Source organism: Trichlorobacter thiogenes (genome assembly GCF_900167465.1).
Lineage (GTDB): Bacteria > Desulfobacterota > Desulfuromonadia > Geobacterales > Pseudopelobacteraceae > Trichlorobacter > Trichlorobacter thiogenes.
This window is the reverse complement of the sequence record NZ_FUWR01000008.1, coordinates 68872-94218: the sequence shown is the minus strand read 5'-3', so window position 1 is coordinate 94218 and position 25347 is coordinate 68872. Positions and strand designations below refer to the sequence as shown.

The window sequence follows — 25347 nt, the reverse complement described above, 5'->3', positions numbered from 1 at the left end:
CCTTGATCAGTTGTTGGATGGTTGATCACTAAAATGCAAGGGCAAGACATACCATGAGACTATTCTGACAATATTCTGAGATTGATCATGCCTAGGGACACCAGGTCGTTTGGGGTAAGTTTGCTGCTGCTCACTTTTGTGCCATTAACCTTGGTGCCATTTTTACTTTGAAGGTCTTCAATCACAACCGCATTTTTAACAAATTTTAACTCTGCATGCCGACGTGAGACAAGGCGGTCATCCAGTATAAAATCACAGTCTTTACGTCCGATGGTGCAGGGGAGAATAACCATGAATCGGGCACCTGCCTGAGGTCCTGATTCAATGGCAAGTATGACGTGCGAGGCTTTTGATTCGGAAATGCCGGTTTTGCTGTCAGTAGTTTCTTCTGGTGATGTTGTTCCCTGATCATCTTTGCGTTTGTTCTTTATGTATCCCACGGTCAACAACGTATAAAGCGATTCTTTGTCATACAGCTTGGAATCATCGGACATGGTTGTATTCATGTCGCGATAGATGTAGGCCAGAATGGTATCGCCAGGCTGGAACGCATACAGCAGCATCTCCTCCTCAAGCGTCATCCCCTCTGGACGTTGAAATGCAAGATCTGCGTAGTAGACTTGCGCGCACTTGCCATCTTTGAAAAAATAGTAGTTGAACGCATTTTCCCGGCGCAGGGCGATCATGGCATGTTTTCCAGCGTCATCAATCTGATGAGCGATGTACTCAAAATCGATAAGCGTCGTAGGGGCTTTAATGTCAGGTTCCTTCTGTAAAAAGAGCAACATGCATTTAAGCAGGATAGGATCTGTCTCGCAGAGCGTAATAAATAGTGAGGATTGGTCAGATTTTACCAGTTGCCTGGCAAGGTCTTGTATAGAATAAATAACCGGCTTGCCTTCTGCATATCTGCCGGCAGCATAGGGTGCCCCCTTATAAAAAAAGAGAAAGAGCTGATAACAATCGTCGCTGGCAAGGGAGATAAATTTCAGATAGCCGGTAAAAGAGGAGCTCTCGGTGTAGATACGGTTGATGACCTCTTTGAGCTGATCATGGGAAAAGGGCAGATTTTCTGCCAGAACCTGTTGCTGACAAAACAGTGTACAGTTGTTAACTGCCGGCGTTGTGGTCGTTTGCATATGCGTACCCAGTATATTGATTGAAAAGTGGAAGATGAAAGCTGCTGGCCAGGTTAGTCGGTCCTTACCTGCTATAATTTTTTCTTACGCCTGGGTCAACCCACAAATTCTGCCAGAAATCGACAAGTTAAATTCTGTTTACCGTATATCATAAAATTGTTATTGTTTGGTGACGCTAGTATAGCAGGAGATTACTCGATGGCAACCATCTCTTCAATCGACCTTTTAAGCTATGTTGGTACAACTATTGGCACTGTCACGCTTGTCAAGTTGTTGGGACAAGGGTCGATGGGGGCGGTTTTCATCGGCTATCAGACAACACTTAAACGCCAGGTTGCGGTAAAGATTCTTCCCAAGTCCCTTGCAAGCAGCCCCAACGCACAGAAGATGTTCCGTGATGAAGCGGAAACCATCGGAATTCTTAATCACCCCAATATTGTGCCGGTCTATGAGATGGGGGAGACCAGTGATTTCTTTTTTCAGATCATGCAACTTATTGCCGGTAGTGATTTGAGGAGCATCATTGTCAAGGCGCGCAAACATCCGGTCCCTACCAAGCGTATCCTGCCGTTTTCGGAAACAATTCATTATATCTGCCAGGTGCTTGATGCCCTTGACTATGCACATGATGAGGGGGTTGTTCATCAGGATATCAAGCCGGCAAATATTCTTATTGATGACCGGTTCAAGCGTCCGATTGTCGCTGATTTCGGCATAGCCCGGACAATCTGGGCTGAATACAGTGCATCGTCGTCACTGTTCGGGACACCGCTCTATATCTCACCGGAGCAGGCGGCACGTACAGAAACAGATGGCCGAACGGACATGTATTCAGTCGGTGTTATACTGATGGAGATGGTTGCCGGGCTCTTGCCGGTACGTAGCGAGTCTCCGGTTGATATGATCCAGCGCAAGAAAACAGATCCTGATAGCTTTTTCACTGCCAGGCCCTCTGAGGTGAACCCGGCTGTTGATCGCGAACTTGAGTCAATCATTGCCACCGCTACAGCCTCACAGCCGGGTAATCGTTTTGCCGATTGTCTGGAGTTTAAAGTTGAGTTGGAAACCTACATCCGTACGCGTAGCCTGAATTAACCAGCCAGGCAGTTTGCCTGCAGGAGCATGGTCAAGAGATGTCAGACACGGTTATTGATGCAAAACAGGCATTACAGATTGCCCGGTTGTTTAACCTGGCGTTTAATAACGCCTTCATGTTTGGTGGAGGGCATCAGACAACCAAGGACAGTTCTGCAAACTTTTATAACCTCCTGCTGCAAACCCTCGGTACGGTGGAGATTCTTACCATTAGTGTTGAACGGGGATCGGTCTATCTTGAAAATCACTGTGTTGATAAGCTGGTTAGTGTTCCGCGCATTACCAACAGGTTAAACAAGGCTGGTGTGCAGTCGGTCAGTTTTGACCGGAATCTGTCGCTGGAAGGTGTGCAGACCCTGTTTTACATGATCGGCTCGTTGGCAGATTTCAAGGATGCGGAATCAATGCAGTCCTACCTTAGAGAGAAGCAGGTTGCCGGGGTACGCCTTAATTATGTTGTATATCAAAAGATTACCGTTGATGAAACCATCATTAACAAGGATCTGCTTTCTGAAAACCACCTACTAAACAGTTTACAGGCGCTGCAAGGCGCAGGTGCAGGATTGACTATCCCCCAGGAGTTGTCTTCTGAAATCTCGGAAATTCTCTCCTGTGGAACTGCTTCAACAGCAGCATCCCCCCATCTTGTTGAAAGTGATGCTGCAATAACCAGCCAGATAAAGGCCCTTTCCCGTCGGTTCATAGCGTCTCCTGATGTTGATGACGATACGCCGCTCAGCCCGTCTGAAATGCTTGAATCGGTCTATAAACTTAAGGAAACGATTCTTGAAGATGCCAGAATACAGCAGGAGACCGGCAAACTGGCTGCTGTGGATGAGCTGGTAATCAACGAGTTAAACCAGATCAGCTATCAGGTTATTGTCCGATTGATCAAGGAAGAGTACCGCAACGATAAGGGGATATCAGTAAAACGTCTGGCCCAGATTATCCGTCGGATGTTGCCTGATATCAAAGAGCTGCGCTATCTGTTGCCCCAGTTGAAGGACGGTCTCTTTGCCGAAGGAATGCCACCTGCCGACTATCTGTTGCTGGTTAAAGAGTTGTGTAAAGAGCTTGCCAGTGATGAACTGCTGCAGGTTGTTGCTGAAGCTGCAGAGCAAATTGGTTTAAGCTTCGGTGAGTTGATTGAAAGCATTAAAGATGCCCCGGAAGAAGCGGCCAGGCTGATTGTGCTGGCTTCAGAGATTAAAAAGGGGGGCGTGGCTGCTGATGAACAGCAGATGTCCGCCCTTTTGAGTGACTATATCGAAAAGGTGAGCCGATCACTGGCGCTGCAGTCCCCCGAAGTAACCGCCAACGGCGGCGGGGTGATGCTGCAGGCCGCTGTTTCACGTATTGAGCGGGAAATTGTTGACAGACTCGCAACTCAGAATTTAAGCCCGGCCATTGTGCAGGATGTGGCTCAGACTCTTGCTCGCCAGTTTACCGCTACTGTCTCGGGAATAAAGAGTGACTGGGTAAAAAACCGGATGTATCAGGCTGAACAACCCACTGAAGAAACAGTGCTTTCAATTCTTGAGCAGGTTGTTGAGCAAGGTAAACAGGGCAGTGGCGTTACTGAAGAGATACGGGCCCTGCTGGTTGTACGGGGATACTCAGCAGAGAGTGTTGATACAATCATCCAGACGGCTCAAAATCGAGCTGCATCGGTCGTTACCCACCCGCTTGAACTACCGCCAGGAATCCACCACGCAAGTAACACGAACTTTTTTCTTAACCGTGAGATAAAGTTGCATGCCCGCTATAAAACTATATTTTCAACCATGCTGATCTCCTATGAGCGGGTGGTTGATCCCTGGACAACAGCGGTGCTGGAATTAACCTCTGATATGATCAGTCAGCTGACCAACCAGTCGTTAGCGCTTCTGAAGAAACAGATGAAGCGGGATACTGATATCATTGGTGTCTATGAGCTGGCCCCAACCCATCTCCCGCTTATGATTCTGCCGATGACTGATGCCTCAAGCGCCCTCTATATTCAGAAGCGGCTGCGTAAGGCCTTTAGAAATGCTGAGTTTGTGCTTAACGGGATTACCGTGCAGGTCGAGCCCACCATTTCGGTGCTGGGCTACACCAAAAAACTGGCAACTGAGACAGCAGCCTTTCTGGACGTAATGTATCAGCATCACTGTATGCAGAAGCCGTAGGAAACCCCATGTACTCTCGGTATGCCACCCACGCCGGCCTGGTCCGTCAGAATAACGAAGATAGTATCAAGACCGATGATGCGCTGGGGATTTACCTGCTTGCAGACGGCATTGGCGGACACAATGCCGGAGAGGTGGCAAGTGCCCTGGCGGTTGATACGGTGTATTCGATACTGCGGGCAAATATTACGCATACGGCTGCTGACGATTATTTTGAGCTTATGGTACATGCGCTTCATGCGGCACATTGGGAAATCTACACCAAAGCTCAAGCTGATCCTTCCATGGCCAGGATGGGGACTACGTTGGTGGTTGCCGTGGTGCAAAATAACCGGGCCTATATTGTCAATGCCGGCGATAGCCGTTGTTATCTGTTGCAGCGAGAGTACTATTCCCAGCCGGATCCGCTGCTTGGACAGGGGTACCACAGGTTCACACGATTGACCAATGACCATACTGTGGGAGAACAGTTACTTGCAAATGGCACTCCTTTGGGAGATATCCCGCAGAAGCAGTTTCATGCCCTGACCAGGTCACTGGGATGTGGTAATCCGCCGTACCCGGATTTTAGTGTGATAGAGATCAGCCATAACGATATGCTTCTGATCTGTTCCGATGGACTGACTGATATGTTGACCGATGCAGAAATTGAGACGCTTCTTGCTGACAACACAGTCAGTTTGGATGTGGTGGCTGCCACCCTTATCAATGCAGCCAATGCAAAAGGAGGCAGGGATAATATCTCGGTGGTGCTGGTTTCACAACAGGCCTAGCTGCGCATGAAACTGCTGAATAGTGCGGGCTTTTTTAAATGATTTGATCTGTTTTGCAAAATTAGGATCATCCATGGTGGCAAACACGGTCTTGACCTTACCCAGAATCTGCTGTTCACCGCAGAATATCCCTTGATAGCGCTCCAGTAGTCCGGTCAGGTAGTGGCGCAGCATGGCTGCTCGCTCAGCCCGGTCCGGCTGGCCAGTAAATCTGTCCCTGATCCGTTGGAACAGCAGCGGGTCGGCAATGGCTCCCCTGCCCAGCATTAAACCTGCTGCCTTGGTCTGTTCCAGCAGTCGCAATCCACCTTCCGCTGTACGCACATCACCATTAGCAATTATTGGCAGGCCGGTTTCCTGTACCACCCTGGTTGTGATGCCGTGGTCCGCTAAACCTTCATACTCCTGCACCACCGTGCGGGGATGCAGCACCAGAAAATCCACCTTGCTGGTTTCAAAGAGCGGCAACAGTGAAAAGATCTGTTGCGGGTTATCATACCCGGCGCGCAGTTTAATCGAGAAGCTGCCTTGAATCTCGGCACGCAGGGCCGGGATCAGCTCCTGCAGCAGCTGCGGTTGTTGCAGGATGCCGCCGCCGGTCAGGCCGGTGGTCATGCGGCCGAAAGGGCAGCCCAGGTTCAGGTTAATGTGGGCTGCTCCGGCGTTCTGTGCGGCCCGGGCAGCGGCAACCAGCGCCTCAGTGCCATGGCCGATCAACTGCACCACCAGCGGGATACCTTCTTCGGTTGCCACAATCTCCTGCAGATCTGAGGCAGCCAGACGTTTGTTGGTCTCCCCCGGTGCCACCCGCATGAACTCGGTAAAGAGGGTGTCCGGCTTGACCCACTGGGCAAACAGGTGACGCAGACCACGGTTGGTCAAACCCTGCATCGGGGCCAGCATCAAGGGGACGGTATTGGAAGGCCAGGGAAGTTTGTGCGGAGTTGAGGGGTGGGGCATAACAGTTTCTACCAAACGGAAAACAGATCTTAAAATCTTAACGCAGAGAAAGAAGAGAGCTGCAGAGACGCAGAGAAAAACGAATAAACCGGATACCAGCAAAATCCATGTCTACTACTGTTCTCTGTGCCTCTGCTTCTCTGCGTTAATGTTTTGAATTACAGAATCTCTACCAGCTCAACCTCATAGGTCAGGTCTTCGCCTGCAAGGGGGTGGTTGGCGTCAAAAGTAACAGAGGTGTCGCCGATCTCCACGACGGTTACTTCCAGCTCTTCGCCATCTTCGCCGGTCAGCACCAGGTCATCACCCACTTCAGGGGTCAGGTCTTCTGGCAGCAGTTCTTTTTCAATGGTGAAAACTGCTTCGGTATCGTACTCGCCAAATGCCTCTGCAGCGGGGATTTGAACGGTTTTGGTCTCGCCGGGAGCCATGCCGATCAGGGCCTCTTCCACCATCGGGAAGAAATCTTCTTCACCAATGGTCAGTTCCATCGGCCCATGCTCGCAGCCGCAGTCATCGCCGCAATCATCGCCGCAATCGCTATCTGTGCAGCATTCTTCAGCCTCAAGGGTTGTCTCTATGATGCTGCCGTCTTCCAGTTTACCGGTAAAGTTGATCCGTACCTTATCGCCTTTTTTTGCTTGTGCCATTGTTGTAGCCTTTCATCTGTTGTTGGTGCTTAAGTAGGGTGCATGGTACGGGGAACCGCTGCCAGCGTCCAGTAAAATTATTGTAACAGTGAGGTGCCATCGGTAAAGTTGAGCTATACTGAGTTTGCATCAGTGCTTGGAAGGAAGGGAGATCGGCATGCATCTGAAAAATACCCGAACCATAGCTCTGGATAGTGGCGATCCAGAGCAGAAGCGGCAGGAGATACTGGATTACTTCCATGCTTCCTTTACTATTGATGAAAAACTGTACGAGACCCTGCGCTTTGATGAAACCTTTTATCTGCGGCCCGACCGGTTGCGGCATCCGTTGATCTTCTACTACGGTCATGCCGCTACCTTTTTCATCAACAAGCTGATCATTGCCAAGGTGATTGAGCAGCGGATCAACCCTGCCTTTGAATCGATGTTCGCGGTGGGTGTGGATGAGATGTCCTGGGATGACCTGAATCAGGCCCATTATGACTGGCCAAAGGTAGCGGCGGTCAAGGCCTATCGATATCAGGTCCGTGCAGTGCTGGACCGGTTGATCCGTACTCTGCCGTTGACATTACCCATAACCTGGGAGTCCCCCTGGTGGGGGATTATGATGGGGATTGAGCATGAGCGGATCCATCTGGAGACCTCGTCGGTCCTGATCCGGCAACTACCCCTTGATCAGGTGCAGCAGCTAGCGTTCTGGGATATCTGTCCTGAAGCGGGTGAGCCTCCGCAAAATCAGTTGCTTCCGGTTATTGGTGGCACGGTGCAGCTGGGCAGGCCCAAAGATCATCCGCTCTACGGCTGGGATAACGAGTACGGCAGTCACGATGCAGACGTAGCTGGCTTTAAGGCGGCCCAATACCTGGTCTCCAACCGTGAATTTCTGGCCTTTGTGGAGGCTGGTTGTTATGGCGATTGCCAGTGGTGGACCGAAGAGGGCTGGAGCTGGCGGCAATTCAAGCAGGCGGAGTATCCCCTGTTCTGGATCAAAAGCGAGGCAGGCTGGAAGCTGCGTACCATGGCCAGCAAAATCCCGATGCCCTGGAACTGGCCGGTGGAGGTCAATTGTCTGGAAGCCAAGGCGTTCTGTAACTGGAAGGCGGCCCAGACCGGGAAACAAATCCGCTTACCCACTGAGGACGAATGGCACCGCTTGCATGATCTCTGTGGGGTGCCGGATCAACAGGATTGGGATCAGGTGCCGGGTAACATAAATCTGGCCTGCTGGGCTTCATCCTGTCCGGTGGATCGTTTTAAACAGGGTGATTTTTTTGATCTGATCGGCAATGTCTGGCAGTGGACCGAGACGCCGATCTATCCGTTTCATGGCTTTGCCGTGCATCCCTGGTATGATGATTTCTCCACCCCCACCTTTGACACCCGCCATAACCTGATCAAAGGCGGTTCCTGGATCTCAACCGGCAACGAGGCCACCCGGCATGCCCGCTATGCCTTCCGGAGGCATTTCTTCCAGCATGCCGGGTTTCGCTATGTTGAAAGCAGCGCCCCGGTGGTGGTCTATGATAATCAGTATGAACGTGATTCCCTGGCAGCCCAGTACTGTCATGCCCACTACGGAGCGGAGCAGTTTGGGGTGCCTAACTTTCAAAAAAGCTGCGCTGAGATCTGCCTTGGGCTGATGCAGGGGCGCAGGATGGGGCATGCCCTGGACCTGGGCTGCGCCGTGGGTCGGACCAGCTTTGAACTGGCCAGTGGCGGTTTCCAGCAGGTAACCGGCCTGGATTTTTCCACCCGCTTTTTCAGGCTGGCCGCCCGGATGCAGGAGGATGGCCAGCTGCGCTACGCCTTGCCTGAAGAGGGTGAGATCGTTTCATTCCATGAGGTGACTCTGGCTGAGTTCGGCCTTGAGCAGGCCAGACAACGGGTACAGTTCTATCAGGCTGATGCCTGTAACCTGCCGGAGAAGTTTCGCGGATATGATCTGGTGCTGGCAGCCAACCTGATTGACCGGCTCTACTCGCCACGCAGGTTTTTAAGCACCATTCACCAGCGGATGAACCAGGGCGGGCTGCTGGTAATCACCTCCCCCTACAGCTGGTCAGAAGAGTTTGCCAAACAAGAGGAGTGGCTGGGGGGCTACCGTGAAGCTGGTGAGCCGGTTTGGGGCCTTGACGGTCTGAAGGCGGTCCTGGCTCCCCGCTTCAGGTTGCTGGGAAAACCGCAGGATCTGCCGTTTGTGATCCGCGAGACCCGGCGCAAGTTTCAACACAGCATTGCTGAACTAACCATCTGGGAGCTGTTGTGATGTTTGATTTTGATACGTTGATTGATCGCCGTCATACCGCCAGTGAAAAATGGGATCGCTATGCCGGGCAGGATGTTATTCCGCTCTGGGTGGCGGACATGGACTTTCGCTCACCACCGGCTGTGCTGGAGGCCCTGCAGCAGCGGGTAGAGCATGGTGTTTTCGGCTACAGCAGTCCACCCAAAGAGCTGATTGCTGTTGTGCTGGCAATGTTGCAGCAGGAGTACAGGTGGCAGGTGCAGCCGGACTGGCTGGTCTGGCTGCCGGGGCTGGTCTGCGGCCTGAATGTTACCTGCCGGGCCGTGGGTGCGCCAGGGGATGCCGTTGCCACATTTACACCAGTCTATCCACCTTTTCTGACAGCCCCCGGCCTGGCCGAGAGAGATCTGATCAGTGTGCCGCTGGTTGAACAAAAGGGTCGCTGGGAAATGGATCTGGAGGCGCTGGAACAGGCGATAACGCCCCGCACCAGGTTGCTGATGCTCTGCAGCCCCCATAATCCGGTGGGTAGGGTCTGGAACCGGGAAGAACAGCTGGCGCTGGCTGATCTGGTTGAACGTCATAATCTGATAGTTTGTTCTGACGAAATCCATGCCGGGTTGGTGCTGGATAGTGACAAACCGCATATCCCGTTTGCCACCCTTACGCCGGAGCTGGCCAGACGTACCATTACCCTGCTCGCCCCCAGTAAAACCTATAATATCCCCGGTCTGGGCTGTTCCTTTGCCGTTATTCCTGACAAGCAGCTGCGGCAGGCCTTTCGGGGCGCCATGGCCGGGATTGTGCCCCATGTTAATCTGCTGGGCTATACAGCTGCCCTGGCTGCCTATCGCGATGGCGAGCTTTGGCGTCAGGCCGTGATCGAGTATCTGCGGCAGAATCGTGATCTGGTGCTGGAGGCGGTTCAGGCTATGCCCGGTTTGAAAACATGGCCGGTGGAGGCGACCTATCTGGCCTGGATTGATGCACAAGGGCTTGGCGTGGCTGATCCGGCCAGTCTGTTTGAACAGGCCGGGGTGGGGTTGTCGGATGGAGTGCCGTTCGGAGCAGCGGGGTTTGTCAGGCTTAATTTTGGCTGTCCCAGGAGCCTGTTACAGCAGGCCCTGGAACGGATGAAAACGGTTTGTGTCAGGATGTGCGGTTTAGCCAAAAAATGATTTTATTGGCAAGCTCGTCACAGTTGATCGGTTTCGCCAGATAGTCGTTCATCCCCATCTGTATGCACTTTTCCTGATCTCCGTGCATGGCCCGTGCGGTTATGGCAATAATGGGAATGTCAGGTTTTTGGGCGCCGGTTTCCGGTTCTCTTATTTTTGCAGTGGCCTGGTAGCCGTCAAGTATCGGCATGCTGCAGTCCATCAGCACCAGATCAATAGCATCTGTCTTTAATAGATCCAGTGCCTTTAGCCCGTCTACTGCAGTTTTGGTCCGGTAGCCAAGCTTGTCCAGCATAAGCTCAAGTACTTTAAGATTCAGCTCATTATCTTCAACCACGAGAATGCAGTAGTCAGCTGGATTGTGCCTGTTAAGGGGCATTGGTGCGGGGGCGGGGAGGGGGATGCTGGTTGCATCTGTGGCAGGTGCCAGCGGCAGTCTGATGAAAAAGGTCGAGCCGCTACCTTCCTGACTCTCAACGCTGATAGTGCCTCCCATCAACTCTACGAGTTGTTTTGAGATGGCTAATCCCAGGCCGGTACCGCCAAATTTACGGGTGGTTGAGCTGTCTACCTGACTAAAAGGAATAAAGAGTTTATGCAGACTTGCATGGGGGATGCCGATGCCGGTGTCGTTAATGCTGAAGCAAAGGGTTAGCTGGTTCTCTTTTGCTGGGCCCGGCAATACCGTGATGCTGATACTGCCTTGATGGGTGAACTTGACGGCATTTCCCAGCAGGTTCAGCAGAATCTGGTTCAGTCTGCCGGAATCACCCCAGAATAAATCAGGCAGTTCCGGTTCTACACGATTGAAAATAATCAGGCCTTTGGCCTGAGCCTGTGGGCGGATCAGGTTCAGGACCTGATCAACCGTTGCGCGTAGGGAGAAGATGCTGTTTTCCAGCTCTATCTTGTCGGCTTCAATTTTTGCCAGGTCAAGGATGTCGCCGATGATCTTGATCAGATTTTGGCCACTTTGGTTGATTGCCGTTGCATAGTCCTTTTGTTCATCTGAAAGTTCAGTCATCGCAAGCAGTTCAGCCATGCCGATCACGCCGTTCAGAGGGGTGCGAAGTTCATGGCTCATATTTGCTAAAAATTCGCTTTTAGCGCGATTGGCCTGCTCTGCCACATCCTTTGCCTGTTTCAAGGTTACCTGTAGATCCTTCAGGTCTGTAATGTCCTGTATAGCACCGACGAGACCGGCCAACTGATCGTCAACGTCATTGAACGTGGCCTTATTAAAGACAACGGTTCTGATTGTCCCGTCAGCAGCACGGACTTTTGATTCATAGGATTGACTGCCTGGGTGCTCCAGCAGCTGCCTGTCTTTTTCGTCATACAGGACTGCAATCTCCGGCGGAGAAATGTCAAAGACGGTTTTGCCGATCAGCTCCGATTTGGAAAGGCCGGTAAACGCCCTGAAGGCCTCATTGCACCCCAGGTAGCGGCACTGGGTGTCTTTATAAAAAAGCGGGATTGGTATGGTTTCCAGTAGCGTGGAGACAAAAAGGTCGTGGTTTTTTAGCGTATGTTCAGTCTTGATACGGATCAGTGATTCAATTCTCTGCTCGGAGATATCCTGAACAATCACCAGCAGGTTTGCTTTCCGGTCGTCTGATTGCTCTGCCGGGTCTGTTTCCTGGCTGGCGGTTATCCTTCCATGGAAACCATAGGACTCCCCCCGTGCAGGAAAATACAGGTCAATGAATTTGTCTGCCGGCTGGTTAAAAAAAGAACGGTATCTTCCCAGAAAGATATCGCGGTCAGTCCCCTCCAATAGGTCGGCCAGCGGTTTACCAATCAGGTAGTCACAATCTTTTCCCGCCATACGGGCAAAGGTCTGGTTGCAACGCTGAATAATACCGATCTGGTTAAGGGTCAGATAGCCAATCGGGGCCTGATGATACAGCCTGGCAAGCTCATCCCGTGATTTTTCTATCAACTGCTGGGCGCGCAGGAGTTCGTCATTTTGCAGCTCAAGTTCAATCTGGTGTACTGAGAGATCATGCACCAACGCCCTGATCTCATCCGGCGTCAGGTTGCAAGAGGCCTGAGGCGTTGCGCTGATGAGGCTCTCAGCCCGTTTTCGTAACTGCATAAAATCAACTGATTCGTTCCGGGAGGTCATGTCAGGGCTCCAGAGCGTACTGCGTGCATCACACAGTTGGGTTGGTCAAATGGGCAGGTCTTGTCAGAAATATCCAAGCAGGCGCCGATATAGCCGGCAAAACTGCCATCCTGTCTGAAGCGTGGGCGGCCTTCATCCAGTAACAGTCGGTAGACACCGTCATGGCGGCGCAGACGATACTCCATTGAAAACGGCTTTAACTGATCAAATGACTCGGTATAGATCTTAAAACAACGGTCACGATCATCAGGATGCACCCCTTCAGCCCAGCCGTTACCCAGCTCCTGCTCCATGGTTCGTCCAGTAAAGGCCAGCCAGGGTTCATTAAACCAGGTGCAGCCCTTGCTGGTGTCGGCTAGCCAGACCAGGGCCGGGGATGAATGGACCACGTCGGCAAACAGTTGCTGTATCTCACTGGCGCTTTTCTGGGCCTGTTTCAGCGAGTTTATATCGACAAAAGAGACCACCGTACCGGAAAAGGTCTTGGGGCCGATAGCGTAAGGGACAATCCGCATCAGACGCCAGCGGCCATCCTGGGTTTGTACCTCAAACTCCTGTGGTTTTAGAGAGTATTGAACATCTCTAATCAAGGAAATCGGGTCGCAATTCAGCAGATGATGGGTGATATGGGTAATTGAACGGCCAATGTCACTGTCAAGCAACTTGAAGATATCACAGACCCGTTTTGAGAAACGGCGTACCTCCATGTTTTCGTCAAGCAGAAGATTGCCGATCTGGGTTGCCGAAAGCAGGTTGTCAAGGTCGTTGTGCAGTTCAGTCAGTTCAATGATCTTGCTCTGATATTCTGCGTTGACCGTAAAAAGTTCTTCATTGGTGGATTGCAGCTCCTCGTTGGTGGATTGCAACTCTTCATTGCTGGCCAGCAGCTCTTCGTTGGTGGCCTGCAGTTCTTCATTGGATGTTTCCAGTTCTTCAATGGTTGCCTGCAGATTTTCTCGGGTAAACTGCAGTTCATGCTCCAGATCCCGCATCCGATCTTCTGCCTCTTTTGAGAGGTCATAGGTCTGCACCGGATGAACAGCATCGCTGGCATCAGTTTTTTTGGTCTCTGTAATGAACACCGCAACAAGATCGTCTTGTTCCTTTTTGGCTGGCAGCAATTTAATCCGCATGTCAATTAGACGGCTTCCATCCGGCTGGCTTACCCGGATATTGGAAAAACGCAACTCCTGGCGCTGACGGAATACCTTTTGAATGCCGGTGGCCACGGGGATAGCCAAGCCCTTGACCGCCATTTTTGAGATGTCGTTGACCACTTTACCGGACGGAAGCTTGAGGTATCCGGTGGCATCACCAAAAATATGTTGCACCTCAAGCTGTTCGTTAACCACCAGGGCCAGGGGAATGTAGTCAGCGCTGGCAGCCTCAATAAAACGCTCCATAACCCGTTCTTCTTCGGTGGCGCGAACAGCCCGACGGGCAATGGCAAACTGTCCCTTCATCTCATGGAAACGACTGTCGGGGACACTGGGCAGGTGGGTGTCGGAAAGCGGTTTCAGCCTGCCCTTGGAACGGAATATTTTCAGTTTTTGGTCAAGCACATCAAAATAGGAGGACATTTCGCCGGTTGATTCACTGCTGCCCAGAAAGAGCGCACCGTTGGCAGCCAGTGAAAAGTTGAAGAACTCAAACACCTTGCGTTGCAGAATCGGTTGAAAGTAGATCAGCACATTACGGCAGCTGATCAGATCAATATTGGTAAAGGGAGGGTCCTTGATCAGGTTGTGCTGGGCAAAGACCACCATTTCGCGGATGGTGCGGGCAATCTGGAAGTTGTCGTCCCGCTTGTGAAAATACTTCGACAAAATACGGGGAGAAAGATCAGCGGCAATACTTTCCGGATAACTGCCTGCAGCTGCAAAATGAATCGCATCACGATCAATATCGGTGGCAAAAATCTTGATATCATGGGAACTACCCAGCTTTTCCAGACATTCTCGGGCCAGAATAGCCAGCGAATAGGCCTCTTCGCCGGTTGAACAGGCTGCAACCCAGAAGCGGATCTCACGACTGGTGGCATTACGGAACAGGTCCGGTAAAATATTGGTTGCCAGGAAGTCAAATGCCTCCTGATCGCGGAAAAAGCTGGTGACGCCGATCAACAGTTCGCGGTAGAGGGTGGTTAGTTCCGAAGGGTTACTCAGGATATAGTTGACATAGTCCTTGATGTCTTCAACCTGATTGATGGACATACGTCGTTCGATCCGGCGCACCACTGTGCTGGGCTTGTAGTAGGTGAAGTCCACCTTGCAGCGCTCCCGCAGCAGGGCAAAGATCCTGAGCAGGCCGTCTTCATCGCTAAGCAGACTCTCTGAACGTTCGGACTTGGTTACATAAGGGTGCTTGATAAAGGCTTGCAGCTGCTTGGGCATCTGGTCCGGCGGCAGTACAAAATCAGCCAGACCGGTGGAGATGGCTGAACGGGGCATACCATCAAACTTGGCTGATTCTTCCGACTGCACCATGACCATGCCGCCGTTTTCTTTAACGGCCCGCACCCCGCGCATGCCGTCGCTGCCGGTGCCGGAAAGGATGATCGCCACGGCATGTTCAGCCTGGTCGTCGGCCAGAGAGCGTAGGAACAGGTCAATCGGCAGGTTTATCCCACGGCTGTGATCCTGGTCGGACAGCAGCAACTTGCCGTGGAAGATGGTCAGATTCTTTTTGGGGGGAATCAGGTAGACATGGTTGGGCAGAACTTCCATGGCATCTTCGGCCCGGTGGACCGGCATGGCGGTCTTTTTAGAAAGCAGTTCCACCATCAGGCTTTTGTAATCAGGGGAAAGGTGCTGTACCACAATAAAGGCCATGCCGCTGTCTGGCGGCATGTTGGTAAAGAATGATTCGATGGCTTCCAGGCCGCCGGCAGAGGCACCGATACCAACGTAGTGAATGGCGGTGGGAGCAGAAGCAGGGACAATCGGTGGCGCAGGAGCGTTCTTTTTCATCTAATGCCTCGTGTTCTGAACAGAGCTGTCAGGTACAGGGCTATTTGCATACAATAAAGACCCACTTGGCGTCTAGTTCAATGTTGTTGAATAAGATTTTTGTAACATTCAATTCACTGTAGATGGCAGGGGCAGGAGGCAGCCATGCCCGGTACGGTTCTGCCGATTAGTACAGGCAAAGTTTAACAGGAAAGGGTGCATCTGCAATAGGTCTGATAGAAGTCGCTGTTGAGATTTTAGCTGAGATTTAACAGGGCTTTGAAAAACTATTCCGGAGGCCGTCTACGGCGTTGCGCGGTGCTCGCTCCATCGTCTAACTGTATGTTATGTCTCAGTCGCTGCGCTCCGTGCGCCTTGTATCCGGCCTTCCTCATAACGTTTTTCAAAGCCCTGCAAATTGATGGATGAAAACGTGAAAGGCCCGCGATGGTTCGCGGGCCTCTGATGCTTGAATCCCTGTTTCACGGGAGTTCCGGCGGTTATGTTCCACCGGACAGGTGCTGTGGATCACTATGTTCGCTGATTACATCTTGGATGCAGATCACCTTTCCTGCTCGTCGTTCTGGTGCCTTCTGCTCTTCCGGTTAGCGCTACCGTTAAGTACAGTATCGACATAAACCGAATAATTTTCCAGTCTGTTTTTTTATTTTTTATGGGCGTATACTTTTTGCTTGCGCTTGGTAACAGCAATAAGCTGCTCAATAAAAACAGGGGGTGTCCAACTGGACGCCCCCTGTTTTGTTTTGCGGAACTGTTCTGCTTTCAGGTCAGCGCAGGATCACTCGCATGTTGCGCAGGCTGACCTTGTAGTTACCGGAGACCGTGACATAGCCTTTATAGAGGTCCGACAGGTCAGTGATGCGAGCCATAAACCAGCTGCTGCCGCGTGCACGATCTTTTCTTTCCGGGGCGTCATAGATGCTGTTGCGATGGTTCCCTTCAAAAATGATCACGTTCAAGCCAAGACGTAGTTCGCTTTCAGAGGCTATTCGGGTCTGCCAGTAGTGGCTGGTCCAGTAGTTCTTGCCATCTTTAACCTTCATGAACTCTGCCTCACCCTTGGTGTTTGAGCCAGGGCTGTTGACCATTTTAGCCAGTTCAACATAAATCCAGGTGTGTCCTTCCAGGCCGTGGCGCTGGATAAAGTAGTCGTCACCCTGGATGAAGTGACTGTCATCTCCCATAACCGGCGGCGGTGTAGGCCGCGGTGGTGGGGCCTCATAGCGAGGTGGTGGTGGGGGCGGGGGGGGTACAACAAATTTTTCGACGTCCGGACGTGGAGCCGGTTTGGGCGGTGGTGTTTGCTTTTTGATCTTTACCGGCGGTGGTTTCGGTGTTTCGCCAAGGTCATAGACCTGCGGCTGCAACAGTTCTTCTAAATTTTCGTCAGCACTGCAAATTGCAGCAGTTGCAAGGTTTGCACAGAGCGCGAGACATAATAGTTTCAGCATGATCTTCATCGATGGTACCTCCTTGTCAATTGTTACCTGCTATTCTCCGGTAAAGGTCAGTTTCCTCTCCAGATCCATGGAGCGGGTGATCCGTTTGGCCTGCTCAAAGGTAATCAGGTCCTGCTGGCAGAGTTGAACCAGGTGCTGGTCAAGGGATTGCATCTGATACTGGGTGCGACCGTTTTCAATATGCTTTTCAATCTCATCGAAGCGACCCTCGCGGATACAGGCCTGAATCGTGGTGGTGGTGCGCATGATTTCAACCACCGGTAGTACCTTTTCACCGGTCTTGTCGTTGATCAGGCGTAACGAGATGGTTGCCACCAGAATATCAGCCAGGCGCTGGCGGATTACCTCCTGTGAGTCGGGCGGGAAGTGTCCCACCAGGCGGTTGACAGTTGAAGCGGCACTCTGGGTGTGCAGGGTTGAAAAAACCAGGTGGCCGGTCTCTGCTGCCTTGATACAGGAATCAATGGTTTCCAGATCTCTCATTTCACCAACCATGATCACGTCCGGGTCCATTCGCAGGGCGGCCTTCAGGGCAGCGCTGAAGCTGCCAGTATCAATCCCAACCTCCCGCTGGATGATACAACTTTTGTCTGAGGCGAACAGGAACTCGATCGGATCTTCAATGGTTATGATGTTGAAGTTGTCAGTCCGATTGATGTATTGGAGCATGGATGCCAGGGTGGTGGATTTCCCGTTGCCGGTGGGACCGGTAACCAGAACCAGTCCGTTGGGCGATTGGCAGATCTCACCCAGAATAGGCGGCAGATTTAATTCATTGAACGCAGCAATGTAGGGGGGGATCACGCGCATCACGATGCCGACACTGCAGCGCTGACGGAAGATACTGACCCGGAAACGGCCGCCATTGGGTAAGGCGTAGGCTGCATCAAGCTCTCGCAGATCTGCTGGCAGCTTGCGGTTACTCTGGGCAAGCACTGTCTGAGCGATAAATTCAGTGTCCTGAGAGGTGAGGGAAGGCAGTTTTGAGCGGATCAGTTGGCCGTGCGCCCTGAAAAAGGGGGGATTATCCACTTCAAAATGCAGGTCTGAGACCCGTTTTTCAAAAGCGATTCCTAGAATCTGGTTGAGCAGGTTCATATCCATTGGTTTGGTTCCTTATCAGCCGTTTTTTGTGGCTCGCTGTTTGCGTAGCAGGGCACTTTCAATGGCCATTCCGGCATGTTCGGCACAACCTTCCAGTTGTACCGTGTTGATTTCGGCAGCAGGTTGTGCTCCGAAATCTGCATAAATAAGCGCAATTACCTTTTTTCCCATCTTCAGCGGTAGCAGTAGCAGTGTGGGGTCCGCTGGAGCACCAATTACCGGGTAGAGATACTCTTTCAGTGCCTGATCTTCAGATTTACCGTAAAACAAGAGCCCTTTGTCAAGGATAAAACGGAACAGGGTGCCGATATTGAGTGGTATTTTAAATCCCATGACCGGCCCCGGCCCCTCTTCGCGGGGGGTGGTCATGCCGATTCCCCGTTCTGCAACCAGTTCTGTGTCCCATACCACCAGGGTAAGTGCCCGTGGGAAGAGGGCTGAAACGGTCTCCAGAAGTATCCGGGCGGTTTCTGGTAAAGTGGTAACCTGTTTCAGGCTTGCGCTGGTGTCTTTCAGGACGGCATTGAATTTAGATTGTAGTAAATCTGAAGTCGGCTGGTCCTTTAAGGCCTCATGAAAGGCAGGCGGCTTGCGTTTCACGGCATCAAGGTCTCCCAGTCCAAGGTCATCTGCAGACAAGAGGGTGCTACTGTCTGCTTGTTCAGAGGCAGGAGTGGCATGGGGTTCCTCTTCCATCTGCAACAGTCCGTCACGCATCTTTTCATCAAAGATCCGCAGGGCATCCATCAGGACATGTTCAGTGGGCAGCGTGAATTCCTGATCCAGGTTGTCAGGGAAATAGCGGAACTCATCGCAGACCAGTATTTCATCAACCTGCAGGGCAAAATTTCCTTTTTTCCAGGTCAGTATCTCGACAATCGCCAGTTCAATCAGGCTTTCAAGGCCACGGTAGGCTGCATCGCGGTCAGCAAGCCCGTTTTCCAGCAAGGTGGCAACCAGCGGTTTACGGTCTTCTCCAGCCTGTTGCTGGATATCCAGGGCCTTTTGAAGGGTTTCAGCATCGATTACCCCTGCCTCCATAAGAATGGTGCCGATTAAGGCTCCTTTGGAGTAATGGCTTGCCCCCACAATGTAGCCGTCGCTGAAGGCAACCGAGATATCTCCCTTGCGGCCCTCCACCTTTAACGTTCCGGTTTTACGGGTAGAATGCAGCAACTGGATCACATCAACTATGGAGAGGTGTTCCAGATCACCTGAAAAGGCCATGGGTGGCTCCTTGGAAAAGGTTTGTCTTCACATTTAATCAGAAAACAGCGATGATTCAAGTGGCAAATCGTGTTTTAGCTGCAATTTTAACAAAAGGGGGAGATGGATATGCCGGATGATGCCATGCAGGGGTTGGCAGAACAGGTTGATACAGCCCAGTGGCAGTGGTTGCGGGCTCATAATGAACGGGGAGCGCTGATACTGGTTGAGAGAATGCTGGAACTGGTTACCGTCGGTGAGCGAGTAGTGGCTGATGATAGCGCTATGGTGCAGAGTTGGCTGGCTTCTCACCTGTTATCAAAGCCCACCGCTGAGCAGATTGCGGCTTGGGATGCCGTGCCTGCCAAGCCGTTCGCTATGCTGGTGGTCAGTCCGTTTGTGCTGATTCAGGAACTGGATCTTGCAGAGAATGACGTAACAGCCTCGGCTTGATAGAACGCTATTTTTATTGTATTTAGTGTGCGTTCTGCTATTTTTGTCAAAATCAATAGATGATTATACACTGTAGTTATAAAAATGGAGGCTGCTATGACAACTACTCGTCAGCGTTTTTTTCTTGATGCAACCGATTCTGTGCTGGTGGTGATTGATGTGCAGGAACGGCTCTGCAGGGCTATGGATCCACAGGTGCTGGCTGGTTTGACTGCCAGCACAGCTGTTTTGCTTGAATCGGCAGCAGAGCTACAGGTGCCGGTTGTGATCACGGAGCAGTATGTCAAAGGCCTGGGGGAAACCCTGTCTGAACTGCAGGAGAAGGCGGTTACCGCGCCGCGCCTGGAAAAGATGACCTTTAGCTGTTGCGGCAGTGGCGAGTTCGTCGAGGCGATTAGAAACAGCGGACGTCGTCAGATTGTTATCACCGGAATGGAAACCCATGTCTGTGTGCTGCAGACCGTGATTGAACTGCTGGATGCCGGGTATACGGTGCATCTGGTGCAAGATGCGGTCATGAGCCGTTCCGAACAGAACAAGCAGGCAGCCATAGGGATGATGCAGCAGGCCGGGGCGGTAATTACCTGTACTGAATCGGTGCTGTTCCAGTGGTTGAAGGCTGCCGGTACCGATTCGTTCAAAAAACTTTCTAAACTGGTGAAGTAGCCCCTTGTCCCCTCACGGGAGGTGCCGCCATGATTACCACGCTGTTGGAAGGCAACAAACGTTTTGTTTCCGATGTCTTTGACCGGGAAAAGGACTACTTTGCCGAGCTGTCCAAGCACCAGCGTCCTACGGTGCTCTGGATCGGTTGTTCCGACTCCCGCGTGCCGGTCAACACCATCACCCAGACCAGACCTGGCGAGGTCTTTGTCCATCGCAATGTGGGCAATATCGTGGCCACCAATGACTGGAACCTTTCCGCAGTGCTGGAGTTCACCATCAACCACCTGAAAATCCCTGATGTGGTAGTCTGCGGACATTATAATTGCGGTGGCATCAATGCCCTGGTCAATGAAAGCCCCGATGACCGCTATATCCCGATCTGGCTGAACAACGCCTACAAGGCGCTGGAGCGGGTGGATGACAAGCTGCGCTCCCTGCGGCTGCAGGTTTCCGATGACCAGCGTCGTCGCCTGATCGAAGAGGAAAACGTTCGGCTACAGTTGGAACATCTGCTGGAGTATCCCTTTGTGCGTCGGGCCATGCTGGATGGCAAGCTTTCCGTGCATGGCTGGATGTACGACATGGATACTGGTGAAATCAAGGTGATGCAGAAGAATGAGACGGTCTGCCGTTAAGCCCTGATCATCACCAGTAACATCTTGAACGGCACCTCTGCCTTAAGTGAGTGGGGCAGATTGGCCGGCATAATGATCATTTCTCCCGCCTGCACCTGATGCACCGTGCCGTCTATGGTGACGCTGGCGGTGCCGTCAACGATCTGTACCACCGCATCAAATGGTGCGGTATGCTCCGATAATCCCTGTCCGGCATCAAAGGCAAACAGCGTCAGGGTGCCGATCTTCTTGTCAATCAGGGTCTTGCTGACCACTGATCCGCTCTGGTATTGTATCTGTTCATTCATGTTGAAGGCGGTGCCGATCAAGGCGGTGCTGGAACTCATGGTCGTTTCCTTTCCGGTGTTACAGGCATTAGTTACCCCTACCGTACACCTTCTGCGGAGAAAATCATTGATATAGATCAAAGAGTCTGTTTTTGTCTGATTGTAGCTTGACAATCAGGGCGTCAAACGTATGCTGATATCGTTACACTACCTACCCAAAGGGAGAACAGCATGAACGAGCGTAGCGGCGTAATTACCTTTAAGGGCAATCCAATGACTCTGCTTGGCACCGAGCTGAAGCTGGGGGATAAGGCTCCTGATTTCACTGTGGTGGATACGACTCTGGCTCCGGTTAGTCTCGCTACCCATGCCGGTAAAATCAGGATTATCAGTGCGGTACCATCCCTTGATACACCGGTCTGTGATACTGAAACCCGTCGTTTTAATCAGGAAGCTGCCGGCCTGCCGGATAACGTTGTGCTGTTGACAATCAGTCTTGATCTTCCCTTTGCCCAAAAACGCTGGTGTGGCGCTGCCGGGATAGAACGGGTGATTACCCTGTCTGACTACCGGGACCGGTCCTTTGGGCAGAACTACGGTGTGCTGATCAAGGAACTGCTTTTGTTGGCACGCTGCATCTTTGTAGTGGATGCCCAGGGTGTTATCCGCTATATCCAACAGGTGCCGGAAGTGACCAGCGAACCTGACTACGCTGCCGTTATTGCAGCTGCAAAGGCCCTGCTCTAACGGCATGACTCCCAAAGGGGTTAAAGATCTTTTTTGTTCCGCACACTCCCTCTGGCTACGTTTTGACAGTCATCAGGGAATGCTGCGTGCTTCTGCACTGTCGTTTGATACGTCACTGGCGTTGGTTCCGGTATTGGCGTTAATCTTTGTAATCCTGCAAAAGGTTGGGATACAGGCGTTGCTTGAGCCGTACATACTGCAGCAGCTGACAGGCAATGCGGGTTCCACTGCAATTAAGGTGCATGAGTATGTCCGTAATACCAAGGTTGCAGGGATTGGGTCGCTCAGTACGATAGTACTGATTGCGACGTTGTTTTTTATACTGGAGAGCATACGAGAGTCGTTCAACGCCATAGGGGAAGCCGTTGAACATCGCAGCATACTCCGACGTAGTCTGGATTATCTGGTGGTTCTGATAGCTGCTCCGTTGCTGCTTGCTGCGGCACTGGGCGTGACGACGGCACTGCAGAGCCAGTGGGTGATCAAGTGGCTGATTGACAATACCCAGGTTGGTGAGGGGCTTCTGTTTTTTTTCAGGCTTACCCCGTTTTTTTGCAGCTCTCTGGTGTTGATGCTGTTGTATCTGTTATTGCCAGCCGCCCGCATCAAGTTTCGCTCCGCACTAATCGGGGCTGTTATCACCGGCGCATGCTGGCAGCTGGCGCATGGTGTCTATTTTCGTTTCCAGTTTGGTATTGCTCGTTACAATGTTATGTATGGTGCATTGTCGTTGCTACCGTTTCTGCTGATATGGATATATACCAGCTGGTTATTGGTGCTACTGGGGTTTGAGCTGGTTCTCTGTTTGCAGCAGGGGGGGCTGAAGCAGCAAAGCAGTGTTGGTTCAGGAGAAAGGTTTTCATGAAGGTTCTGCACAATTTTATAGGTGGTCTGCTGGTCGTGCTGCCACTTCCTGCTCTGTGCCGGGGTGCTCAGCAATCAATTTGGGTGGTGATGGGTGAATAGTGGTCTTGAACATATGAAACAGCATGGCATTGTAAACCTACTTACCTATCCCAACCCTGCCTGGCTCTGGTTGGTGGGTGGTGTGATGCTGGTGGCGTTGCTGCTGTTGTTCTGGAACTGGGGGCTGCGCAGGATGGTCGCCCGACGAACCGGTGAGCTGAGGGCAAATGAAGAACGCTTTCGCACGCTGATTGACCTGGCTGCCGATGCGATTCTGCAGGGAGATCCGGCAGGTATGATCATTGGTGCCAACCGTCAGGCGGAAGCGCTGACCGGGTACCTGCAGGCAGAGCTGATTGGTATGAATATAGCTCAGCTGTTTAGCGAAGAGGAACGTAATCAGGTCCCCTTGCGCTATGACCTGATCAAACAGGGGCAGACCGTTATGCATGAACGGCTGCTGCTGCGCAAGGATGCCAGCCAGATCCCGGTTGAGATGAACAGTAAGATGATGCCGGATGGTACGTATCAGGCATTCATAAGGGATTTTTCTGAACGCAAAAGGATAGAGCGTGAGCTGGTACAGGCCCGTCAGGCAGCAGAAAGTGCCAATGAAGCAAAAAGTCTTTTTCTGGCCAATATGAGCCATGAAATCAGGACACCACTTAATGCCATTATCGGCATTAACTCACTGCTGGTGGAGCGGCTGGATGCGGGTGAGCTGCAGGAACTGGCCAAAGACTCCATGGCTGCGGCCAACAACCTGTTGGATATCATCAGTGATGTGTTGGATATTTCAAAAATTGAGACGGGTAAGCTGGAGATTGTCAAGGTTCCCTTTGAGCCGCGCATGCTACTCAACCAGCTGGAGCGGATGTTCGGTGCGATCATACGGGAAAAGGGCTTGCGTTTTGAGGTTTCGCTGGCTGCAAGCCTGTCGGGACTTCTGGTGTCAGATCCGGCCCGTATTCAGCAGATTGGCGTCAATCTGCTCTCCAATGCACTTAAGTTTACTGAACAGGGTACTATCCGGCTGCGGTTGGCCGGCAGCAGTATTGACGATACCACCATGCAGTTGGATCTGATGGTCAGCGATTCCGGCAAAGGGATCATGGCAGAGAACCTGGATCGGGTGTTCACCCCCTTTGTGCAGGAGGATCTTTCCACCACCCGCAAATTTGGCGGAACCGGGTTGGGACTCTCAATTTCACGTCACCTGTCAGAGATGCTGGGAGGAACCATCAAGGTTGAAAGCAGGATTGGGGAAGGGAGTATCTTTACCTGCAGTATTCCCTGCCAGATCAGCAAGCGGGAAACCTCTGAACGTGACAGCGCGGCACGGGACGAAGCACAGGCGCTCTGTCGCCGTTTACGGATTCTGGTGGCGGAAGATTCTGTCGTAAATTGCAAGATGATGGAGGCTATCCTGCGGATGGAGGGACACCGGGTCCGTTTTGCCGATACTGGCCGAAAAGCGGTTGATGCCTGGCGACAGGAGTCGTTTGATCTGATTCTGATGGATATTCAGATGCCGGAAATGGATGGTATGCAGGCAACAGCAATTATCAGGGCCACCGAGGCTGAAAAAGGCGGACATATCCCGATTATCGCCCTGACAGCCTATGCCATGAGTGGCGATAAACAACGTTTTCTGGATGCCGGTATGGATGCCTACCTGCCTAAACCGATCACGACGGAGCAGTTGCGGCGGCTATTGTGGGAGTATGGGCGGGAAGAGCAGGCAGCCCGGTAATCAGGTTTTCGCCGGGATGAGTTTTGAAGCTTTGAACGATGCCCTGCTGATCAACCCTGCGGAGTAAACCAGTAATTCTGTTGCATGCGTCAACCATCAGTCCGTCGGGTGTGTCGCCCCGTTCCTGGCCGGTTACTGCGTGCCGCCATTGATCTGGCCAGCTTTTTGAGCGTCCCCGTTGCCAGTTGAAGGGGTAGAACAGCTTCTGAAACGATCGCAGCCAGTAGTTTGGCACAAGTCCCACGAGCCACGCCAGCAGTTGCCAGGGCGGTGTGCCGTACATCCCCTGAATCTGTCCATGCAGTTGCAGTGCATGCTGCAGCACCTTGTCGGGCAGCCTTCCTTCCGGATCAAAAACCCCGCGTAGCACCATGAACGCCTGATCACTGACCTCTCCGGCCAGTACTTCATTCAGCCGCCAAACCGGTGGTTGCTTGTCTTTAGAGAGCAGGTACAGATCAAGTTCCGTCTCAAGTTGGTAATGTCGCCCTATATGATCGCCAGCCAATGCACAGATGTAGGGGTGGAAGACAATGTCTGCCTCGATGTGGCTGGCGACCCCCAGGAGGCAGGCAATAACGCCCGGCGTAAGGGGGGCTTTTTCTGCAAATGTCAGCAATGGCTTGAAACTGTTGACTGGTGGCTGATGGAAGTTTCGGGATAACTGCAGGGCGGTAGCACTCCAGCGGCCCAGAACCAGATGGAGCAGGGTGTCGGGAAGGACTGCCCCCACCAGATACGCTGCCTGCTGCTCTTCCAGCAACAGCCGGCTGCTATGGTCAAGGGGAAGCTGTCGTACCGCTTCAGCTGCCAGCCACCAGTGGGTCAGTTCCTTGGGCATGGGGT

At 52.1% G+C, this 25347-nt stretch carries 21 protein-coding genes; 11 read left to right on the top strand and 10 right to left on the bottom strand.

Annotated features, from left to right (window positions below; genetic code table 11):
• Positions 1 to 59: 59 nt before the first annotated feature.
• Entirely contained in the window at positions 60 to 1139 is a 1080-nt protein-coding gene (locus B5D39_RS08705) for an FHA domain-containing protein (protein WP_078790082.1), read from the bottom strand.
• Positions 1140 to 1337: 198 nt separating this feature from the next.
• Here B5D39_RS08705 and B5D39_RS08700 point away from each other — a divergent pair, with 198 nt between their 5' ends.
• The 3 genes from B5D39_RS08700 to B5D39_RS08690 are packed head-to-tail and all read left to right on the top strand — an operon-like array spanning position 1338 to position 5175.
• A complete protein-coding gene (locus B5D39_RS08700; protein ID WP_078790081.1) occupies positions 1338 to 2234 on the top strand; it encodes a serine/threonine protein kinase in 897 nt (298 codons plus the stop codon).
• A gap of 38 nt (positions 2235 to 2272) precedes the next feature.
• On the top strand, positions 2273 to 4402 hold the full coding sequence (locus B5D39_RS08695) for a hypothetical protein (protein ID WP_078790080.1): 2130 nt from the start codon (positions 2273 to 2275) through the stop codon (positions 4400 to 4402).
• Between the two features lie 8 nt (positions 4403 to 4410).
• Positions 4411 to 5175 (top strand): PP2C family protein-serine/threonine phosphatase, encoded by a 765-nt coding sequence (locus B5D39_RS08690; RefSeq protein ID WP_078790079.1) that lies wholly within the window; start codon positions 4411 to 4413, stop codon positions 5173 to 5175.
• Here B5D39_RS08690 and B5D39_RS08685 read toward each other — a convergent pair.
• Entirely contained in the window at positions 5161 to 6135 is a 975-nt protein-coding gene (locus B5D39_RS08685) for a tRNA-dihydrouridine synthase family protein (RefSeq protein ID WP_244161380.1), read from the bottom strand. The genes B5D39_RS08690 and B5D39_RS08685 overlap by 15 nt on opposite strands.
• Before the next feature lie 158 nt (positions 6136 to 6293).
• Positions 6294 to 6785: an FKBP-type peptidyl-prolyl cis-trans isomerase gene (locus B5D39_RS08680; protein ID WP_078790078.1), complete on the bottom strand. Its 492-nt coding sequence runs from the start codon at positions 6783 to 6785 to the stop codon at positions 6294 to 6296.
• A 157-nt stretch (positions 6786 to 6942) separates the two neighbouring features.
• On the opposite strand from B5D39_RS08680, the gene ovoA reads away from it, so the two are divergent.
• Positions 6943 to 9051: a 5-histidylcysteine sulfoxide synthase gene (gene ovoA, locus B5D39_RS08675; RefSeq protein ID WP_078790077.1), complete on the top strand. Its 2109-nt coding sequence runs from the start codon at positions 6943 to 6945 to the stop codon at positions 9049 to 9051.
• Positions 9051 to 10208, top strand: coding sequence for a MalY/PatB family protein (locus B5D39_RS08670; RefSeq protein ID WP_078790076.1), 1158 nt, complete (start codon positions 9051 to 9053; stop codon positions 10206 to 10208). The genes ovoA and B5D39_RS08670 overlap by 1 nt, the downstream gene beginning before the upstream one ends.
• Here B5D39_RS08670 and B5D39_RS08665 read toward each other — a convergent pair.
• The 5 genes from B5D39_RS08665 to B5D39_RS08645 form a co-directional block, all read right to left on the bottom strand.
• Complete coding sequence (locus B5D39_RS08665) at positions 10180 to 12336, bottom strand: PAS domain-containing sensor histidine kinase (RefSeq protein WP_078790075.1); 2157 nt, start codon at positions 12334 to 12336, stop codon at positions 10180 to 10182. The genes B5D39_RS08670 and B5D39_RS08665 overlap by 29 nt on opposite strands.
• On the bottom strand, positions 12333 to 15305 hold the full coding sequence (locus B5D39_RS08660; RefSeq protein ID WP_078790074.1) for a chemotaxis protein CheB: 2973 nt from the start codon (positions 15303 to 15305) through the stop codon (positions 12333 to 12335). The genes B5D39_RS08665 and B5D39_RS08660 overlap by 4 nt, the downstream gene beginning before the upstream one ends.
• 767 nt (positions 15306 to 16072) lie before the next feature.
• Positions 16073 to 16765: a hypothetical protein gene (locus B5D39_RS08655; RefSeq protein WP_078790073.1), complete on the bottom strand. Its 693-nt coding sequence runs from the start codon at positions 16763 to 16765 to the stop codon at positions 16073 to 16075.
• Between the two features lie 30 nt (positions 16766 to 16795).
• On the bottom strand, positions 16796 to 17869 hold the full coding sequence (locus tag B5D39_RS08650; RefSeq protein ID WP_078790072.1) for a type IV pilus twitching motility protein PilT: 1074 nt from the start codon (positions 17867 to 17869) through the stop codon (positions 16796 to 16798).
• A 15-nt stretch (positions 17870 to 17884) separates the two neighbouring features.
• Positions 17885 to 19096, bottom strand: a complete 1212-nt coding sequence (locus B5D39_RS08645) for a DUF4388 domain-containing protein (RefSeq protein ID WP_078790071.1) — start codon at positions 19094 to 19096, stop codon at positions 17885 to 17887.
• A 108-nt stretch (positions 19097 to 19204) separates the two neighbouring features.
• Here B5D39_RS08645 and B5D39_RS08640 point away from each other — a divergent pair, with 108 nt between their 5' ends.
• The 3 genes from B5D39_RS08640 (at position 19205) to B5D39_RS08630 (ending at position 20829) form a co-directional block, all read left to right on the top strand.
• Positions 19205 to 19528, top strand: coding sequence for a DUF2288 domain-containing protein (locus tag B5D39_RS08640; RefSeq protein WP_078790070.1), 324 nt, complete (start codon positions 19205 to 19207; stop codon positions 19526 to 19528).
• Between the two features lie 96 nt (positions 19529 to 19624).
• Positions 19625 to 20194, top strand: a complete 570-nt coding sequence (locus B5D39_RS08635) for a hydrolase (RefSeq protein WP_078790069.1) — start codon at positions 19625 to 19627, stop codon at positions 20192 to 20194.
• 29 nt (positions 20195 to 20223) lie between these two features.
• Positions 20224 to 20829 (top strand): carbonic anhydrase, encoded by a 606-nt coding sequence (locus B5D39_RS08630; protein WP_078790068.1) that lies wholly within the window; start codon positions 20224 to 20226, stop codon positions 20827 to 20829.
• Here B5D39_RS08630 and B5D39_RS08625 read toward each other — a convergent pair.
• Positions 20826 to 21155: a cupin domain-containing protein gene (locus B5D39_RS08625; protein ID WP_078790067.1), complete on the bottom strand. Its 330-nt coding sequence runs from the start codon at positions 21153 to 21155 to the stop codon at positions 20826 to 20828. The two genes, B5D39_RS08630 and B5D39_RS08625, sit on opposite strands and share 4 nt — an antisense overlap.
• Before the next feature lie 171 nt (positions 21156 to 21326).
• On the opposite strand from B5D39_RS08625, the gene tpx reads away from it, so the two are divergent.
• From tpx to B5D39_RS08610, 3 genes are all read left to right on the top strand, one after another.
• On the top strand, positions 21327 to 21842 hold the full coding sequence (gene tpx, locus B5D39_RS08620; protein ID WP_078790066.1) for a thiol peroxidase: 516 nt from the start codon (positions 21327 to 21329) through the stop codon (positions 21840 to 21842).
• 4 nt (positions 21843 to 21846) lie between these two features.
• A complete protein-coding gene (locus B5D39_RS08615) occupies positions 21847 to 22707 on the top strand; it encodes a YihY/virulence factor BrkB family protein (protein ID WP_078790065.1) in 861 nt (286 codons plus the stop codon).
• Positions 22708 to 22821: 114 nt separating this feature from the next.
• Positions 22822 to 24501 carry a PAS domain-containing hybrid sensor histidine kinase/response regulator gene (locus tag B5D39_RS08610; RefSeq protein WP_078790064.1) on the top strand — a complete coding sequence of 560 codons (1680 nt, stop codon included), beginning with the start codon at positions 22822 to 22824 and terminating at the stop codon, positions 24499 to 24501.
• Here the strand turns inward: B5D39_RS08610 and B5D39_RS08605 are convergent.
• The gene (locus B5D39_RS08605) at positions 24437 to 25342 is read right to left on the bottom strand and encodes a zinc dependent phospholipase C family protein (protein WP_078790063.1); all 906 of its coding nucleotides are present in this window, start codon (positions 25340 to 25342) and stop codon (positions 24437 to 24439) included. The genes B5D39_RS08610 and B5D39_RS08605 overlap by 65 nt on opposite strands.
• Positions 25343 to 25347: the final 5 nt, after the last annotated feature.